Origin of the sequence: Streptomyces iranensis, assembly GCF_017874715.1 — a bacterium.
GTDB classification, from domain to species: Bacteria; Actinomycetota; Actinomycetes; order Streptomycetales; family Streptomycetaceae; genus Streptomyces; species Streptomyces iranensis.
The window spans coordinates 84,159-101,177 of the sequence record NZ_JAGGLR010000030.1; the positions used below are offsets into that span (position 1 = coordinate 84,159).

Below are 17,019 nucleotides of genomic sequence, written 5' to 3' on the forward strand. Positions count from 1 at the left end.
GCGTCAGAAAAACTCTTCCTTCGTCCGGCGCCCTGCGGCATCCTGCCGCCCATGCAGACGGAGCTGAGCACAAGGCTGGGTGTCGAGCACGCCGTCTTCGGCTTCACGCCGTTCCCCGCCGTGGCCGCGGCGATCAGCCGGGCCGGCGGCTTCGGCGTGCTCGGCGCGGTCCGCTACGGCGCGGGCGAGGAGCTGGCCCGCGACCTTGACTGGATGGAGGCGCACACCGACGGCAGACCGTACGGCCTGGACGTCGTCATGCCCGCGAAGAAGGTGGAGGGGGTCACCGAGGCCGATATCGAGGCGATGATCCCCGAAGGCCACCGCGCGTTCGTCCGGGAGACCCTCGCCAAGCACGGCGTCCCCGAGCTGGCCGAGGGCGAGGTGTCCGGCTGGCGGATCACCGGCTGGCTCGAGCAGGTGGCCCGCAGCCAGCTCGACGTGGCCTTCGACTACCCCGTGAAACTCCTGGCCAACGCCCTGGGATCACCCCCGGCCGATGTCGTCGCCCGCGCCCATGACCACGGCATCCTCGTGGCCGCCCTCGCGGGCAGCGCCCGCCACGCCCTCCACCACAAGGAGGCCGGGCTGGATGTCATCGTCGCCCAGGGCTACGAGGCGGGCGGCCACACCGGTGAGATCGCCTCCATGGTGCTCACCCCCGAGGTGGTGCGGGCCGTGGACCCGCTGCCCGTGCTCGCCGCGGGCGGCATCGGCAGCGGTGAGCAGATCGCCGCCGGGCTGGCGCTGGGCGCCCAGGGCGTGTGGATCGGCTCCCTCTGGCTCACCACCGAGGAGGCCGAACTCCATTCGGCGGCCCTCATCCGCAAGCTGCTGGCGGCCGGATCCGGGGACACCGTGCGCTCCCGCGCCCTCACCGGCAAGCCCGCCCGCCAGCTGCGCACCGAGTGGACCGACGCCTGGGAGGGCCCGGACGGCCCTGGGCCGCTGCCCATGCCGCTCCAGGGGCTGCTGGTGGCCGAGGCCGTCTCCCGCATCCAGAAGTACGAGGTGGAACCGCTGCTCGGGACGCCGGTCGGCCAGATCGTCGGCCGGATGGACTCCGTCCGCCCGGTGCAAGCGGTCTTCGACGAGCTGACCCGCGGCTTCGAGCGCGCCATCGACCGCGTCAACCGTATCGCCGGACGCGCCTGAGCGCGCCCGCCCCGCACACCACCGCCCACCCCGTCCATCCACCCCCGTTCGACATTCCCCTGACCCCGCCGTCAGAAGGAGGACCGGACCGCCATGTCCCCTACACCCAACGGCTTCTGGGCCCAGGCCGCGCTCGAGCCCGACCGCACCGTGCTCATCGCCCCGGACGGCGAGGAGTGGACCGCCGGGCGGCTGCACAGCGCGTGCAACCGGCTCGTCGCCGGGCTGCGCGCCGCCGGGCTGCGCCGCGGCGACGCCCTGGCGGTCGTCCTGCCCAACGGGGTGGAGTTCTTCGTCGCCGCGCTCGCCGCCACCCAGGCCGGGCTCTATCTGGTGCCGGTCAACCACCATCTGGTCGGCCCCGAGATCGCCTGGATCGTCTCCGACTCCGGCGCCAAGGTGCTGATCGCGCATGAGCGCTACGGCGGGCAGGCGGCCGCGGCCGCCGACGAGGCCGGGCTGCCCGCGACCCACCGCTACGCCGTCGGCGCCATCGACGGCTTCCGCCCGTACGCCGAGCTCCTCGAGGGGCAGCCGGAGGAGCCGCCCGCCGACCGTGAGCTGGGCTGGGTGATGAACTACACCTCCGGCACCACGGGCCGGCCGCGCGGAATCCGCCGTGCGCTGACCGGCAAGCTCCCCGAGGAGAGCCACCTCGGCGGCTTCCTGCGGTTCTTCGGCATCACCCCGCGCGCCGAGGAGCCCGACCACGTCCATCTGGTGTGCTCACCGCTCTACCACACCGCCGTCCTGCAGTTCGCGAGCTCCTCCCTGCACATCGGTCATCCCCTGGTGCTCATGGACAAGTGGACGCCCCAGGAGATGCTGCGCCTGATCGACACCTACCGCTGTACGCACACCCATATGGTGCCGACCCAGTTCCACCGGCTGCTCGCCCTCCCCGACGAGGTCAAGCGGTCCTACGACGTCTCGTCGATGCGCCACGCCATCCACGGCGCCGCGCCCTGCCCCGACCACGTCAAGCGCGGGATGATCGACTGGTGGGGCGGCTGTGTCGAGGAGTACTACGCGGCCAGCGAGGGCGGCGGCGCCTTCGCCACCGCCGAGGACTGGCTGAAGAAACCGGGGACCGTCGGCCGCCCCTGGCCCATCAGCGAGATCGCCATCTTCGACGACGAGGGAACCCGGCTCGCCGCCGGTGAACTCGGCACCGTCTACATGAAGATGAGCACCGGGGGCTTCGCCTACCACAAGGACAAGTCCAAGACCGAGAAGAACCGCATCGGCGACTTCTTCACCGTCGGCGACCTCGGCCTCCTGGACGAGGACGGCTATCTCTACCTCCGCGACCGCAAGATCGATCTGATCATCTCCGGCGGGGTCAACATCTACCCCGCCGAGATCGAGGCCGCGCTGCTCACCCATCCGGCCGTGGCCGACGCCGCCGCCTTCGGGATCCCCCACGAGGACTGGGGCGAGCAGGTCATCGCGGTCGTGGAGCCCGCCGAGGGGCATGCGCCGGGGCCCGGTCTGGCCGAGGAGATCCTCGCCCACTGCACCACCCGGCTCGCGGGCTACAAATGCCCCAAGTCGGTGGAGTTCATCGCCGAGATGCCGCGCGACCCCAACGGCAAGCTCTACAAGCGGCGGCTGCGCGAGCCGTACTGGGAGGGTGCGGTCGACGCGGGCCGGACCCCACATTGAGCGTGGGGTTGGCCGCGACGGCCCGCCCGATCCATCTCGCTCACGGGGCCGGTTCCGCTTCCCGTGGGACCGGTTCCCGTGGGACCGGCCCCGTGGCGTGCTCGCGGTGCGGCGCCCTATCGTTCCAGGACCCGCCACCCGGACCCCTGGACGATGGTGCGGGCCCGCCCGTACCGTCGAGAGAGGAACCTCGCCCATGCGACCGCATCCGTCCCCGCGTCATGCGCTGATCGCCGTGCTGGCCGCCACCGTGCTGGCCACTGGGGCCACCGCCGCCGTCGCCGCACCGGCCGGTTCGGCCCGTGTCCAGCAGGGCACCCTGCGGCCGCTGGTCGACCTGTCCGCGCAGCGGGTCCTGGTGGCCGACGAGGTCGCCGCCGCGAAGTGGGGCACGGACAGCCCGATCGACGACCCGGCGCGGGAGCGGGAGGTGCTGGAGGCGGTGGCGCGGCAGGCCGAGGAGCTGGGCGCCGACCCGGTGGCCACATCGAGGATCTTCCGCGACCAGATCGAGGCCAGCAAGGTCGTCCAGCGCGGCCTCTACGGCCGTTGGGACGCCGACCCCTCACAGGCGCCCACCGAACGTCCCGACCTCGGCCGGGTCCGGCTGGAGATCAACCGGATCAACGGCGAACTCGTGCGCGCCATCGCGGACTCGGCGGCCGTGCGCGAGTCCCCCTCCTGCGTGGGACACCTCACGGCGGGGGCCGCCGCGGTGGTCCACGGGCGGCGTCTGGACCCGCTGCACACCGTGGCGCTGGGCCGTTCGCTGCCCTCGGTGTGCGAGCGCGGAGCGCCGTAAGGCGGCGGTCAGGGCACGCGGCGGTCGTTGAGGGCCGGCGAGAGGCACAGGAGGAAGGCTGTCCGTTACGGGAGTCGCGGGAGTCACAGGCGGTGGGGCCGCCCGGTCAGCCCAGTGGGCGCGGCGGTTCATCCACCGTGCGAGGTGTCCTGGTCCGCTCCCTCCGCCACCGCCCGCGCCCAGCGGTAGTCCGCCTTGCCGCTGGGGGAGCGCTGGATGCGGTCGGTGAAGACGACCGTACGGGGGATCTTGTAGCCCGCGAGCCGCTCCCGGCAGTGGTCGCGGACCGCGTCGGCGGTGAGCCCGGTCGCCCCCGTACGGGGCTGGACGACGGCCGCCACGCGATGGCCCCAGCGGGTGTCCGGCACGCCCGCCACCAGCGCGTCGTACACCTCCGGATGGGCTTTCAGGGCCTGTTCGACCTCCTCCGGATAGACCTTCTCGCCCCCGGTGTTGATGCACTGGGAACCGCGCCCGAGGACGGTGATCACACCGTTCTCGTCGACGGTCGCCATGTCGCCGAGCAGCACCCAGCGCTCCCCGTCCGCCTCGAAGAACGTCTCGGCGGTCTTCTTCGGGTCGTTGTAGTAGCCGAGCGGCACATGGCCGCGCTGGGCGATCCGGCCGGGCTCACCGGGTGCCACCGGGGCGAGGGTGGCCGGGTCCACCACCGTCGTCCGGGCGTTGACGCGCAGCCGGAAGCCCTTCTCGGGGCCGGAGTCGGCGGTGGCCGTGCCGTTGAACCCGGACTCCGAGGAGCCGAAGTTGTTCAGTAGCAGGGTGTGCGGGGAGAGCTCGGCGAACTGGGCGCGTACGGTCTCCGAGAGGATCGCGCCCGAGCTGCTGACGCTGAGCAGCGAGGAGAGATCGGTGCCCTTGAGGGGGCCGGTCAGGGCGTCCACCAGGGGCCGCAGCATCGCGTCGCCGACCAGCGAGACCGCCGTGACCTTCTCCTCCTCGATGGTCCTCAGCACCGCCTCCGGCATGAACTTCCGGTGCAGCACCACCTTCTGACCGAAGTTGAACGCGATGAAGGCCGTAAGGGTGGAGGTTCCGTGCATCAGCGGCGGGGTGGGGAAGAAGACCAGTCCCTCGCCGCCCGCGGCCACCCGCTCGGCCAGCTCCTCCGGGCGCTCGACGGGCTGGCCGGTCGGGGCGCCGCCGCCCAGCCCGGAGAAGAAGAGGTCCTCCTGCCGCCAGACCACGCCCTTGGGCATCCCGGTGGTGCCGCCGGTGTAGATGATGAAGCGGTCGTCGGCGGACCGGGCCGGGAAGCCGCGCTCGGGCGACCCGGACGCCTCGGCGTCGGTGAACGCCACGGAGGGGCCGGGGCCGTCCTCGGTGCCGACCCGCACCAGATGGCGCAGGGTGCCGGTGTGGGGCAGCGCGGCGGCCACCCGTTCGCCGAACTCGGCGTCGTAGACCAGCGCGGCCAGCTCCGCGTCCCGGTAGAGGTAGACCAACTCATCTTCTACGTAGCGGTAGTTGACGTTCACCGGCACCGCCCGGATCTTCAGGCAGGCCAGCGCGGTCTGGAGATACTCCACGCCGTTGCACAGATGCAGTCCGACATGCTCGCCCGGGGCGATACCGCTGTCCATCAGATGGTGGCCGAGCCGGTTGGCGGCCGCGTCCAGCTGGGCGTAGCCGAGCCGTCGTTCGGCCCCGGTGCCGGGCTGGTCGAGGTGGACCAGCGCCTCTCTGTCGGGCACCGTGTCGACGATCGACTCGAACAGGTCGGCAAGGTTGTACTCCATGTCTCCTCCTGACCCCTCGATCCGGCGGCTCGGCGCTCATTAGAGCCGCGCCGGGATGAGGTGGGAAGGGCTGCGGAACAAGAAATCTGACTGAGCATCAGATTTCTCTTGAAGTCGGTCCCCGGCTGCTGCAACCTGTTCTAGGTCTCGAGACGGGAGGACGTCGTGACAAGCGGGACCGAACACCTCATCGTCGAGCGCGTCGGCGCGACCCTGGTACTTACCTTGAACCGGCCCGAGGCCAGGAACGCGCTCTCACTGCCGATGCTGGTCGGGCTGTACGACGGCTGGACCGAGGCCGACGAGGACGACGCCGTGCGCTCCGTGGTGCTCACCGGCGCCGGCGGGGCCTTCTGCGCGGGAATGGACCTCAAGGCGCTCGCGGGCGGCGGCCGGATGGACGGACAGCACGTCCGCGACCGCCTCGCGGCCGACCCCGATCTGCACTGGAAGGCCATGCTCCGCCACCATCGGCCGCGCAAGCCGGTGATCGCCGCCGTGGAGGGCCCCTGTGTCGCGGGCGGCACCGAGATCCTCCAGGGCACCGACATCCGGGTCGCCGGCCGCGGCGCCACCTTCGGACTCTTCGAGGTCCGGCGCGGGCTGTTCCCCATCGGCGGCTCCACCGTACGGCTGGCCCGCCAGCTGCCCCGCACCCACGCGCTGGAGATGCTGCTCACCGGGCGCCCCTACCCGGCCGAGGAGGCGGCGCGGATCGGGCTGATCGGCCATGTCGTCCCGGACGGCACGGCGCTCGAGAAGGCCCTGGAGCTCGCCGAGCTGATCAACGCCAACGGCCCGCTGGCCGTCGAGGCGGTCAAGGCGTCGGTCTACGAGACCGCCGAGATGACCGAGACCGACGGCCTGAAGTCCGAACTCGAGCGCGGCTGGCCCATCTTCGACACCGCCGACGCCAAGGAGGGCTCGAAAGCCTTCGCGGAGAAACGGCCGCCGGTCTACCGCCGGGCGTGACCCCCACACCTCAGGCCCGCCGCGCCCACCCCGCGGCCGCGCGGAAGGAGACGCACCGCCATGACCCCGGCCCCCTCACCCGAGGTGCTCCAGGCGCCTCTGGTCGTCGAGTTCCCGTTCACCCGCTCCCTCGGCCCGGTGCAGAGCGCCTTCCTCACCGGACTGCGGACACGCACCGTGCTGGGGGTGCGCACCACCGACGGCCGGGTGCTGGTGCCGCCCGTCGAATACGACCCGGTCACCGCCGACGAGCTGGCCGATCTCGTCGAGGTCGCCCCCACCGGCACCGTCACCACCTGGGCCTGGAACCCCTCGCCGCGCCGCGGCCAGCCCCTGAGCGCCCCCTTCGCCTGGGTGCTGGTGCGGCTGGACGGTGCGGACACCGCCCTCCTCCACGCCCTCGACGCACCCGGCCCCGACGCCGTGCGCACCGGGATGCGGGTGCGGATCCGCTGGGCCGCGGAGCGCGAGGGTGCCATCACCGACATCGCCTGCTTCGAACCGTACGACGGCGCCGAGGGCGGCGAGGCCGTGCCGCACACGGGTACGTTCACCGATCCCGTCCGCAGCATCGTGGCCCCGGCCCGCCTCGACTACACCTACGCGCCCGGCCGCGCCCAGTCGCGCTATCTGAAGGCCCTCGCGGGCCGAGCCACCTACGGGGAGCGCTGCCCGTCCTGCCGCAAGGTGTACGTCCCGCCCCGGGGCGCCTGCCCCACCTGCGGCGTCGCCACCGCCGAGCAGGTGGAGGTCGGCCCGCGGGGCACGGTCACCACCTTCTGCATCGTCAACATCAAGGCCCGCAACCTCGATATCGAGGTGCCGTACGTCTACGCCCATATCGCCCTGGACGGCGCCGATCTGGCCCTCCACGCGCGCATCGGCGGCATCCCCTACGACGAGGTGCGCATGGGGCTGCGCGTGGAGCCCGTATGGAGCGAGGACGGCCGCTACCCCGACCACTACCGCCCCACCGGCGAACCCGACGCCGACTACGACACCTACAAGGAGCTGTTGTAGATGCGAGAGGTGGCCATCGTCGCCTTCGGCCAGAGCGACCACCGGCGCGACACCGCGGAGATCTCCGAGGTCGAGATGCTGATGCCCGTCCTCCACCAGGTGCTCGACGCCGTCGGACTCCGGGCGGGCGAGATCGACTTCACCTGCTCCGGCTCCTGCGACTATCTGGCGGGCCGCGCCTTCTCCTTCACCATGGCCCTCGACGGCGTCGGCGCCTGGCCGCCCATCTCGGAGTCCCATGTGGAGATGGACGGCGCCTGGGCGCTGTACGAGGCATGGACGCGGCTGCTGACCGGCGAGGCCGAGACCGCGCTCGTCTACTCCTACGGCAAGTCCTCGCCCGGCGACCTGCGGGAGGTCCTGACCCGCCAGCTCGACCCGTACTACGTGGCGCCCCTGTGGCCGGACTCGGTCTCCCTCGCCGCCCTCCAGGCCCAGGCGCTGCTCGACGCGGAGGACACAGGGGACACCGTCGCCGACGAGCGGGCGCTGGCCGGGGTCGCGGCGCGCAGCCGGACCGCCGCCGAGGACAACCCCCATGCCCAGCTGGCCGGTTCACCCCCGCCCGACGCCCTCCTGGAGGAGCCGTATCTGGTGCGGCCACTGCGCCGCCACGACTGCCCGCCGGTCGGCGACGGCGCGGCCGCCGTCGTGCTCGCCGCCGGGGACACCGCGCGCCGGCTCTGCCGCCGCCCCGCCTGGATCCGCGGCATGGACCACCGGACGGAGGCGCACAGCCTCGGCGTACGGGACCTCACCCGCTCCCCGTCCAGCCGGCTCGCCGCCGAGCGCGCGGGCGCCTTCGAGGCCCCCGTCGACCTGGCCGAACTGCATGCGCCCTTCACCTCGCAGGAGCTGATCCTCCGCCGTGCGCTGCGGCTGGGCGAGGACGTACGCGTCAATCCGTCCGGCGGGGCGCTCGCCGCCAACCCCATGATGGCCGCCGGGCTGATCCGCCTCGGCGAGGCCGCCGCCGCCATCCACCGCGGCGCCGCCGACCGGGCCCTCGCCCATGCCACCTCGGGCCCTTGTCTCCAGCAGAACCTGGTGGCCGTCCTGGAAGGGGATGCCTCGTGACGAAGGAGCCGGTGGCCGTCGTCGGGATCGGCCAGACCAAGCACACCGCGGCACGCCGGGACGTCTCCATCGCCGGGCTGGTCCGGGAGGCCGCCGTACGGGCCCTGGAGGACGCCCAGTTGACCTGGTCGGACATCGACGCCGTCGTCATCGGCAAGGCCCCCGACTTCTTCGAGGGCGTGATGATGCCCGAGCTGTACCTCGCCGACGCGCTCGGCGCGGTCGGCAAGCCGATGCTGCGCGTGCACACCGCGGGCTCGGTCGGCGGCTCCACCGCGCTGGTCGCCGCGGGCCTGGTCGCCGCCCGTGTCCACCGGACCGTCCTCACCCTCGCCTTCGAGAAGCAGTCCGAGTCCAACGCCATGTGGGGGCTGTCCCTGCCCATCCCCTTCCAGCAGCCGCTGCTGGCCGGGGCCGGCGGCTTCTTCGCCCCGCACGTCCGGGCGTATATGCGGCGCACCGGCGCGCCCCCCGGCATCGGCGCCCTCGTGGCCTACAAGGACCGCCGCAACGCGCTGCGCAACCCCTACGCGCATCTCCACGAGCACGATCTGACGCTGGACCAGGTGCGGTCGTCCCCGATGCTGTGGGACCCCATCCGCTACTCCGAGACCTGCCCCTCCTCGGACGGCGCCTGCGCCATGGTGCTCACCGACCGAGCGGGCGCGGACCGCGCCCCGTATCCGCCCGCCTGGATGCACGGCGGCGCCATGCGCAGTGAGCCGACGCTCTTCGCGGGGAAGGACTTCGTCTCGCCGAGGGCGGGTCGGGACTGCGCGGCCGATGTCTACCGCCAGGCCGGGATCACCGACCCGCGCCGGGAGATCGACGCGGTGGAGATGTATGTGCCCTTCAGCTGGTACGAACCCATGTGGCTGGAGAACCTGGGCTTCGCGGACGAGGGGGCGGGCTGGAAGCTCACCGAGTCGGGGGTGACCGAGCTCGACGGCGAACTTCCGGTCAATCCCTCGGGCGGGGTGCTGTCCACCAACCCCATCGGGGCGTCCGGCATGCTGCGGTTCGCCGAGGCCGCGCTCCAGGTGCGCGGGCGAGCGGGCGAACACCAGGTCGACGGCGCCCGTAAGGCGCTCGGCCACGCCTATGGGGGAGGCTCGCAGTTCTTCTCGATGTGGGTGGTCGCCGACACTTCACCCGCCGGGTGAGTCTCCTGCTCACTCCTCCTTTCGTGGCCTGTGCGGCACCGGCCGCGATCGCTAGGGTGGGGCGCGGACGACGATGCGGGAGGATGAGCTGACGTGGCCGATACCACCACCACCGAACAGCCACTGACAGGAAGCGGCGAGAAGCCCGAACTCGACCTCTCGGGCGCCCAGTGGCAGTCGAGCAGCCAGGGCGTGGGCGATGTGGAGATCGCCTTCATCGAGGGATTCATCGCGATGCGCCACGGCCGCCGCCCCGAGGGCCCGGCGCTGATCTTCACCCCGGCCGAGTGGCGCGCCTTCGTCCTGGGCGCGCGTGAGGGCGAGTTCGACCTCACCTGAACCGGGGAGGCTGATCGGGGCGGGCGGATCCGGCCGGACCGGATGGCCCGCCCCGTAGTGTGTTATCGGCCAGGATCAGAACGCGCGGCAGCCTGATGGCGCCTCATATCGCGGCGCAGGGCCTCCGGGTCCGTGTCCCATGAGTTCACTGGGGCTTCACGACCCCTTCACGCCCCATGCCGAAATGTGAGCGTGACTCACGGTAACACCGGCAGGTCGTGCGGCCTGTCCATGAGTGGAACAGAATCGTCCACGCTCTATGCAGCCTTGGCCCCGGGAGGTAGTTTTCCCTCCCACTCCCCGTTGCGCGGGGCGGAAAGTCGGCTGAAAAGGGAGTGTCGTGCACGAATTCAGTCTCCCTCAGATGGTGGAACCCCTGCGCGCGGGCGGGCTCGCGGACTCGGTGTACGAACTGGCGGACCGCGAACCGGACCGGGTCCAGTTCGCCCGGCGCGACGCCGCCGACCGCGACCAGTGGACTCCGGTGACCACCGCGGCCTTCCGGGACGAGGTCCTGGCGCTGGCGAAGGGCCTGCTGGCCGAGGGAGTGCAGTTCGGGGACCGGGTGGCCCTGATGGCCCGGACGCGCTACGAGTGGACGCTGTTCAGCTATGCCCTGTGGTCCGTCGGCGCCCAGGTGGTGACCGTCTACCCCACCTCCTCGGCGGAGCAGGTGGGCTGGATCCTGGCCCAGACGCGGGCCGTGGCCGTGGTGGTCGAGGGCGAGGACGACGCCATGACCGTCGGCGCCGTCTGCGACGCCCTTCCCGCGCTGCGCTCCATCTGGCAGATGGACCAGGGGTGCGTGACGGAGCTGTGGCGGCGCGGCGCCGGGGTCCACGACGAACTGGTCACCGAGCGGCGCTGGCTCGTCGAACCACGCTGTACGGCGGTCATCTGCTACACCTCGGGCACCACCGGACGGCCCCTGGGATGCATGATCACCCACGCCAATCTCGCCGCCGAATGCGACACCGTGTTCGCGGGCTGGAGCGGGCTCTTCGCCGAACCCGGGCAGCAGCCCGCCATCCTCGCCTTCCTCCCGCTGGCGCACATCTACGGACTGATGGTCCAAGTGCTCTGTGTGCGCAGCGGCATCCTCATGGGGCACGAGCCCGAGCTCAGCCCGTCCTCGCTGCTGCCGTCCTTCCAGTCCTTCCACCCGACCTGCGTCTTCGCGGTGCCCTACGTCTTCGAGCGGATCCTCGGAGCCGCCCGGACCGCCGCCCAGGACGCGGGCAAGGTCTCCCTCTTCGGGCGGGCCATGGACACGGCGGTGCGCTACGCCGCGGCCGTCGAGCAGCAGACACAGGGCGCGGGGAAGGGGCCGGGCCCCGGGCTCAGGGCCGCCCACGCCGTCTTCGACCACATGGTCTACCGGCGGCTGAGAGCCGTCCTGGGCGGCCGGGTGCGCTACGCGGTCACCGGCGGCTCACCGTTCAGCCGGGAGCTGGGGCTGATGTTCGCCGGCGCCGGGATCACCGTCTACAACGGCTACGGCCTTACCGAGACCACCGCCGCCATCACCGCGCAGCCGCCCGGCCGCCCCCGGCAGGGCACCGTGGGCCGCCCGATGCCGGGAACGGCGGTGCGCATCGCGCCGGACGGCGAGGTGTGGGTGCGCGGCGGCACTGTCTTCGCGGGCTATGTGGACGATCCGAAGGCCACCGAGGCCGCGCTGCGCGACGGCTGGCTGCGCACCGGAGACATCGGAGTCCTCGACGACGAGGGCTATCTGACCATCACCGGCCGTAAGAAGGACATCATCATCACCAGCGGCGGCAAGAGCGTCTCCCCGCTGCTGATGGAGGAGCGGCTGCGGGCGCATCCGCTGATCTCGCAGTGCGTCCTGGTGGGCGACAACCGCCCCTTCGTCGGGGCGCTGATCACCCTGGACGCCGAGATGCTGAGGCGCTGGCACCAGGTGGTCGGCGCGCGGCTCCCGGTCGGCCGGGAGCACGCGTCGGCGAACAAGGCGCTGCACGCGGAGATCCAGCAGGCGGTCTCCACGGCGAACCTCTCGGTGTCCAGGGCGGAGTCGATCAGGGCCTTCCGCATCCTCCCGAAGGAATTCACCGTGGAGGAAGGGCTGTTGACGCCCTCGCTCAAACTGCGGCGCGACGCGGTCTACAAGCTCTGCGCCGCGCAGATCGAGCAGCTCTACGCGAACTGAGCGAGCTCTACGCGAACAGGGCGGTCGAGCGGCCTACCCCAACTGAGCGCCGGTCAGCTGGGCCCAGGGCCGCTGCCGCCCCCCGCTGACCGCCTCGGTGCCCTGCTCGTCGTACCGGGCCGTACGCAGCGACCAGCCCAGATTGCCCGTCATCACATGCCGCATGCCGTTCACATAGCGCGCCACGGCGCGGTGGGTGTCCGGCTCGGACCCCGCCTCGGCGAGCAGTGCGGGCAGCTCGGCCGCGGTCTCCTCGAACCAGCGGTACCGGGCATTGGCCAGGTGGGCGATATGGCGTACCGCCTCCTCCAGTTCACCACCCGCGCGCTCCCACTGGACGATGACGCTGTTGTGGACGTCGCCGACGGCCAGCTCCTTGTCGAGGGAGGCGATGTCATTGGTGAAGACCACCACATCGTCCGTAGCCTCCCGCATCCGGGCCAGCGGGAAGCCGCCGTGCAGCGCGGGCGGCAGGGTATAGCCGCCGAACGGCTCGTTCAGATCGAGGCAGGGCTGTACGCCTATCGAGTGGCGTCGCAGCGCCAGTACGTCCTCCACCGTGCGCGGCGCGTCCGCGCCGCCGGACCCGGCCAGGGCACCGGTCCGCTCCAGGGCCTCGCGGTGGTAGGAGTGCAGGTATTCCAGCCAGTGGTGGCGGAAGCGGTCCCGCCACACCTGAGGCCGCCCGGAGTTGATGCGGCGCCACAGGTCGCGGAAGCTCTCCAGGAGCGGCCCGTCGCCGCCGCCCGCCCTACCGTGCGTCAGATCCCCTTCGGTGATCCGTTCGACGTCCGCCACCAGCCGCGCCACCGCCTCCGGGCGGCTGCCCAGCTCCCCGTCGAACTGATCGTCGAAGACGAAGTACCAGCCCACGAGGTCACTGCCCAGGTTCAGGTCGGCGCCGGTCGCCCGGGGATAGAACAGGCCCGCCAGTACGTCGAAGCGGAGCGCGTCGTACTCCGCGACGGACGCGCGGTCCTCGAAGACGCCGAACCGCGAGAGCCATTGGACGGTGTGGTGCCTGGCCGCCTCGGTGCCGGGACTGAGGTCCGCGGAGGCCGGAAAGCCGAACAGGGCCGCCCGGCGCAGCAGTGCCGTCCGACGGGCGTGTGGTCGCGCAGCGTGTGTGTGCATGAGTCGTGTCCGCCCCCTTCGTCGTTCGGGCAACCCGAGCCCGCATATACCACAGGCGAAAGCGGTATCTGGCCAACCCGTTGAATCCGGTCATCCTCGCGTGCGGAACGTGGCATCGATAGAGGAGGTGGTGAATTGGCGTGTGCCACTGGCAATGCCCGGCGGAAATCCCCCCATGGGGGAGCTACGCAGCGTGCCATCCGCGCTACGCTCGGCGTCACCTGCCGGAGGGGAAGCAACGTGGCGGAGTACATGAGCCAACAGAACCGGACGCGTCGGACACTGCTGGAGCGGGAGCGGGAGCTGCGCGCGGTGGACGCCGCGCTGACCGAACTGTGCGGCACGGATCCCGCCGACGGGACCGGGAACCGCGGCGGCGGAGTGATCGCCTTCGAGGGGCCCGGCGGCGTCGGCAAGACCGCGCTGCTCGGCGAGGCGCGCCGGCGGGCCGCCGCGCGCGGCTGCACCGTGCTCCGGGCCCGCGGCGGCGAGCACGAACAGGGCGCGGCCTTCCATGTGGTGCGCCAGCTCTTCCAGCCGGTGCTCGCGGAGACCGACGAGGACGAGCACCGCAGGATCCTCGGCGGCTGGTACGAGATCGTCGCGCCCGCGGTCGGCCTGGTGGTCTCGGGCCACGGCGGCGCACCCGATCCGCAGGGCGTCCGCGACGGCCTCGACTGGCTGGTGACCCGCTTCGCCGTGGAGCACGCCCCGGTCGTCATGATCCTCGACGACGTCCACTGGGCCGACCCCGAATCGCTGGACTGGCTGACCCGGTTCGCTCCGCGCACCGCCGACCTGCCCCTGCTGCTCGCCGTCGGTTACCGCCCGGAGGATCTGACCGCCGACGTCGCCGCGATACGGACTCTGATCGAGCGCTAGGGATCACGGCCCCATGTGCTGGCGCCGCTCACCCCGAGCGGAGTCGGCAGGATCGTCCGTGAGGTCCTCGGGGACCACGCGGACGAGGCGTTCTGCCGCGAGTGCTGGGCGATGACCGGCGGCAACCCCTGGGAGGTCACCGAGCTCACCGCCAAGATCCGCGACCGGCGGCTGAAACCGCAGTCGGAGAACCTGCCCGCGCTGCGCGAGCTGGTCTCCTCGGCCAAGGACAGCGGGCTCAACGACCGGCTGACCCGCCTCGGCACCGCCGCCGTCCGCCTCGCCTGGGCCGTCGCCGTCCTCGGTATCGAGGCCACCCCGTCGCTGACCGCCAATGTCGCCGGGCTCAGCGAGACCGAGGCCGCCGACATGGTGGCCCGGCTCGTCGACGCGCGGATCCTGGCCCCGCCGCGCCCCGGGAACGGCACCCGGCCCCTGGAGTACCTCCACCCGCTCATCGCCACCGCCGTCTACCAGGCCATCCCCGGCGCCCTGCGGGTGGCCATGCACGGTCAGGCCGCCACCGTGGTGCTCGGCGCGGGCCTGGGCTCCGCGGCCGCCGGCCGGCATCTGCTGGAGATGCACCCCGAGGGCGACCCCTGGGTGGTGCGCCATCTGCGGGCGGCCGCCCGGGAGTATCTGCGCGCCGGAGCCCCCGACGCCGGGCGCCGCTGTCTGGCACGGGCCCTGCGTGAACCGCCCGTCCTGGAGGAGCGCGCCGCCGTGCTGTACGAGCTGGGCTGCGCCGCCCAGCTCACCGAGCCCGACGTCACTGTCAACCATCTGCGGGCCGCGCTCGAGGAGCCCGCGCTCGGCGCCGAGCTGCGCGAGGCGATCACCTACCGGCTCGCCCAGGCGTATGGCCACAGCGGCCGGATGGAGGAGGCCGCCCAGGTCTTCGCCGACGAGGTCGGGCGGGCCACCAGCGCCCGCACCCGGCTGCGGATGCAGACCGAGCAGCTGATGTGGAACATGTTCCGCGCCGACGAGAAGGAGTCGCCCGCCCGCTCCCGGCGGCTCGCCCGGCTCGCGGACCACCTCACCGGCCGCGGCATGGCCGAGCGCTATCTGATGGGGCTGCGCGCCTGGGACGCGATGACGCGTGGAGAGCCGGTCGCCACCGCCCTGCACTACGCGGAAGAGGCCCTCGGCGACGGCCTCAGCTGGACCGATGACGACTGGGGCTTCGAGGTGCCCATCCTGGTCGCCCTGGTCTTCCTCCACTGCGACCAGCCCGGACGTGCCGAGGAGCTGTTGAACAAGGGCATCGCCGAATGCGAGCGCAAGGGCTGGCGCGGCTCCCACCTGGCGTTCGGCTTCACCCTGCTCGGCTACGCCCGTCTGCGCCGCGGCGCCCTCGGCGAGGCGGAGGAGCTGGCCCGTGAGGGGATGCGGATCGCCGATCTGGTGGGCTCCTCGACACCCGCCCACTGGACCGCGGTCGGCACCCTCATCGGAACGCTGACCTGCCGGGGCCGGGTCCAGGAGGCTCAGGAGTTCGCGGCCCGCCACCGCGGCGAGACGCTGCCGCAGGCCACGCTCTGCCCCGATGTCCCGTCGGTCCGCGGTGAGCTGCTGCTGGCCGCCAATCTCCACGGCGAGGCCCGGAGCCAGCTCACCGAGGTCGGCCGCCGCATGGACGGGCGCGGTATGCGCAACCCCGCCTGGTGCCCCTGGCAGCTCCACCTCGCCCAGGCCCTCGCGCTGACCGATCCCCGGCAGGCCGCCGAGGTCGCCGACGACGCGGTGCGCCGCGCCCGTCAGTTCGGCACCCACTCCGCCATCGGCAAGGCGCTGCACACCGCCGCCACCGTGACCCAGGGGCCGGACCGGATCAAGCTGCTGGCCGAGGCCGTCAGCCATCTGATGCGGTCACCGGCCGCGTACGACCTGGCCGTGGCGCTGGTCGACCACGGTGCCGCGCTGCGCCGCATCGGCCTGCCCCAGGAAGCCGGCGACCGGCTCTACCGCGGTCTGGAGGGAGCGGTGCGCTGCGGCGCCGACGCGCTCGCGGCTCGGGCCCGCGACGAGCTGTCCGCCGCCGGGCTGCGCCCCATGCAGCTGCGCGTCGACCACACCAGCCCGCTGACCTCGCAGGAGCAGGGCGTCGCCGAGCGGGCCGCCGAGGGCTGGTCGGACGCCCTGATCGGCGAGGCCACGGGGCTCGAGGAGCGTGAGGTCGCCCGGCTGCTGTCCGATGTCTACCGTAAGGTCGGCACCGACCGGGCCGGGCTGGCCAAGCGGCTCATCACCCCCACGGTCGGCCTTCCGCAGCGCCCGGCGCCCGACCCCGGATGAGGGGTGCGGCCCGGCCGTTCCCCGGCACGGCAACCGGCGCGCGGCCACGTACCATGTCCGCATGTCCTTCCTCCGCCGCCGCAGCGCCGCCACGCCCACCGGGCCGGACTTCGACGTCCTCGCCATGGACCCGGGAGACTGGCCCGGCGACCTCGGGGCGGGGCTGCTGCCCGCTCCGGACGGCACCTGCCAGGGCGTCTTCCTGCGCTACGACCTGTTCGGCGGCCGCGGCCCCGCGATGATCATCGGCAATCTGCCCGAGGGCTCACCGGCCCGGGAGGTTGCCGAGGGCCAGCCGCCGTTCGAGGTGACCCAGCTGCTGGCGGCGCTGGGGAACGACGAGCCGGTCCAGGTGGTGGACACCGAGGACAGCCCGGTCATGCACGAGGACAATCTGCTCATCGTCCGCCGGATCAAGTTCTCCGAGGGCCGGATCTCCTGCGCCCAGTTCGACCGCAGCGACGGTGTGCTCGTCACCATCGCCAGCTGGGACCGGCCGATCACCGACGATCTGTACCGGCTGCTCAAGCCGCTGCCCGCGGAGATGTTCCAGCAGCGCTGAAAGACCTTCGCCGGGGGCCG

12 protein-coding genes and 1 pseudogene are annotated in these 17,019 nt (G+C 72.3%); 11 read left to right on the plus strand and 2 right to left on the minus strand.

Annotation, left to right across the window (positions count from 1 at the left end; translation table 11 throughout):
* The first annotated feature begins 51 nt into the window (after positions 1 to 51).
* From J2Z30_RS41710 to J2Z30_RS41720, 3 genes are all read left to right on the plus strand, one after another.
* A complete protein-coding gene (locus tag J2Z30_RS41710) occupies positions 52 to 1,155 on the plus strand; it encodes an NAD(P)H-dependent flavin oxidoreductase (RefSeq protein WP_044579231.1) in 1,104 nt (367 codons plus the stop codon).
* Positions 1,156 to 1,248: 93 nt separating this feature from the next.
* Positions 1,249 to 2,820 carry an acyl-CoA synthetase gene (locus J2Z30_RS41715; protein WP_044579233.1) on the plus strand — a complete coding sequence of 524 codons (1,572 nt, stop codon included), beginning with the start codon at positions 1,249 to 1,251 and terminating at the stop codon, positions 2,818 to 2,820.
* Positions 2,821 to 3,016: 196 nt separating this feature from the next.
* Positions 3,017 to 3,622 (plus strand): chorismate mutase, encoded by a 606-nt coding sequence (locus J2Z30_RS41720; protein ID WP_044579235.1) that lies wholly within the window; start codon positions 3,017 to 3,019, stop codon positions 3,620 to 3,622.
* A gap of 128 nt (positions 3,623 to 3,750) precedes the next feature.
* On the opposite strand, the gene J2Z30_RS41725 is transcribed toward J2Z30_RS41720, so the two are convergent.
* Entirely contained in the window at positions 3,751 to 5,379 is a 1,629-nt protein-coding gene (locus tag J2Z30_RS41725; RefSeq protein WP_044579237.1) for an acyl-CoA synthetase, read from the minus strand.
* Between the two features lie 165 nt (positions 5,380 to 5,544).
* On the opposite strand from J2Z30_RS41725, the gene J2Z30_RS41730 reads away from it, so the two are divergent.
* The 6 genes from J2Z30_RS41730 (at position 5,545) to J2Z30_RS41755 (ending at position 12,123) form a co-directional block, all read left to right on the plus strand.
* Positions 5,545 to 6,351, plus strand: a complete 807-nt coding sequence (locus tag J2Z30_RS41730; RefSeq protein ID WP_044579239.1) for a crotonase/enoyl-CoA hydratase family protein — start codon at positions 5,545 to 5,547, stop codon at positions 6,349 to 6,351.
* A gap of 60 nt (positions 6,352 to 6,411) precedes the next feature.
* The gene (locus tag J2Z30_RS41735; RefSeq protein ID WP_044579240.1) at positions 6,412 to 7,371 is read left to right on the plus strand and encodes a Zn-ribbon domain-containing OB-fold protein; all 960 of its coding nucleotides are present in this window, start codon (positions 6,412 to 6,414) and stop codon (positions 7,369 to 7,371) included.
* The gene (locus J2Z30_RS41740) at positions 7,372 to 8,448 is read left to right on the plus strand and encodes a thiolase family protein (protein WP_044579242.1); all 1,077 of its coding nucleotides are present in this window, start codon (positions 7,372 to 7,374) and stop codon (positions 8,446 to 8,448) included.
* Positions 8,445 to 9,611, plus strand: coding sequence for a thiolase family protein (locus J2Z30_RS41745; protein ID WP_044579244.1), 1,167 nt, complete (start codon positions 8,445 to 8,447; stop codon positions 9,609 to 9,611). The genes J2Z30_RS41740 and J2Z30_RS41745 overlap by 4 nt, the downstream gene beginning before the upstream one ends.
* 93 nt (positions 9,612 to 9,704) lie before the next feature.
* A complete protein-coding gene (locus J2Z30_RS41750; RefSeq protein ID WP_020873530.1) occupies positions 9,705 to 9,950 on the plus strand; it encodes a DUF397 domain-containing protein in 246 nt (81 codons plus the stop codon).
* Positions 9,951 to 10,290: 340 nt separating this feature from the next.
* On the plus strand, positions 10,291 to 12,123 hold the full coding sequence (locus J2Z30_RS41755; RefSeq protein ID WP_044579247.1) for an AMP-dependent synthetase/ligase: 1,833 nt from the start codon (positions 10,291 to 10,293) through the stop codon (positions 12,121 to 12,123).
* A 33-nt stretch (positions 12,124 to 12,156) separates the two neighbouring features.
* Here the strand turns inward: J2Z30_RS41755 and J2Z30_RS41760 are convergent, their stop codons facing one another.
* Entirely contained in the window at positions 12,157 to 13,257 is a 1,101-nt protein-coding gene (locus J2Z30_RS41760) for an isoafricanol synthase (protein ID WP_044579249.1), read from the minus strand.
* Positions 13,258 to 13,509: 252 nt separating this feature from the next.
* Here J2Z30_RS41760 and J2Z30_RS41765 point away from each other — a divergent pair.
* Together J2Z30_RS41765 and J2Z30_RS41770 are read left to right on the plus strand one after the other, a co-directional pair.
* A pseudogene (locus J2Z30_RS41765) lies at positions 13,510 to 16,437 on the plus strand (ATP-binding protein).
* A gap of 61 nt (positions 16,438 to 16,498) precedes the next feature.
* Positions 16,499 to 16,999 carry a hypothetical protein gene (locus J2Z30_RS41770; RefSeq protein WP_044579251.1) on the plus strand — a complete coding sequence of 167 codons (501 nt, stop codon included), beginning with the start codon at positions 16,499 to 16,501 and terminating at the stop codon, positions 16,997 to 16,999.
* The last annotated feature ends 20 nt before the right edge of the window (positions 17,000 to 17,019 follow it).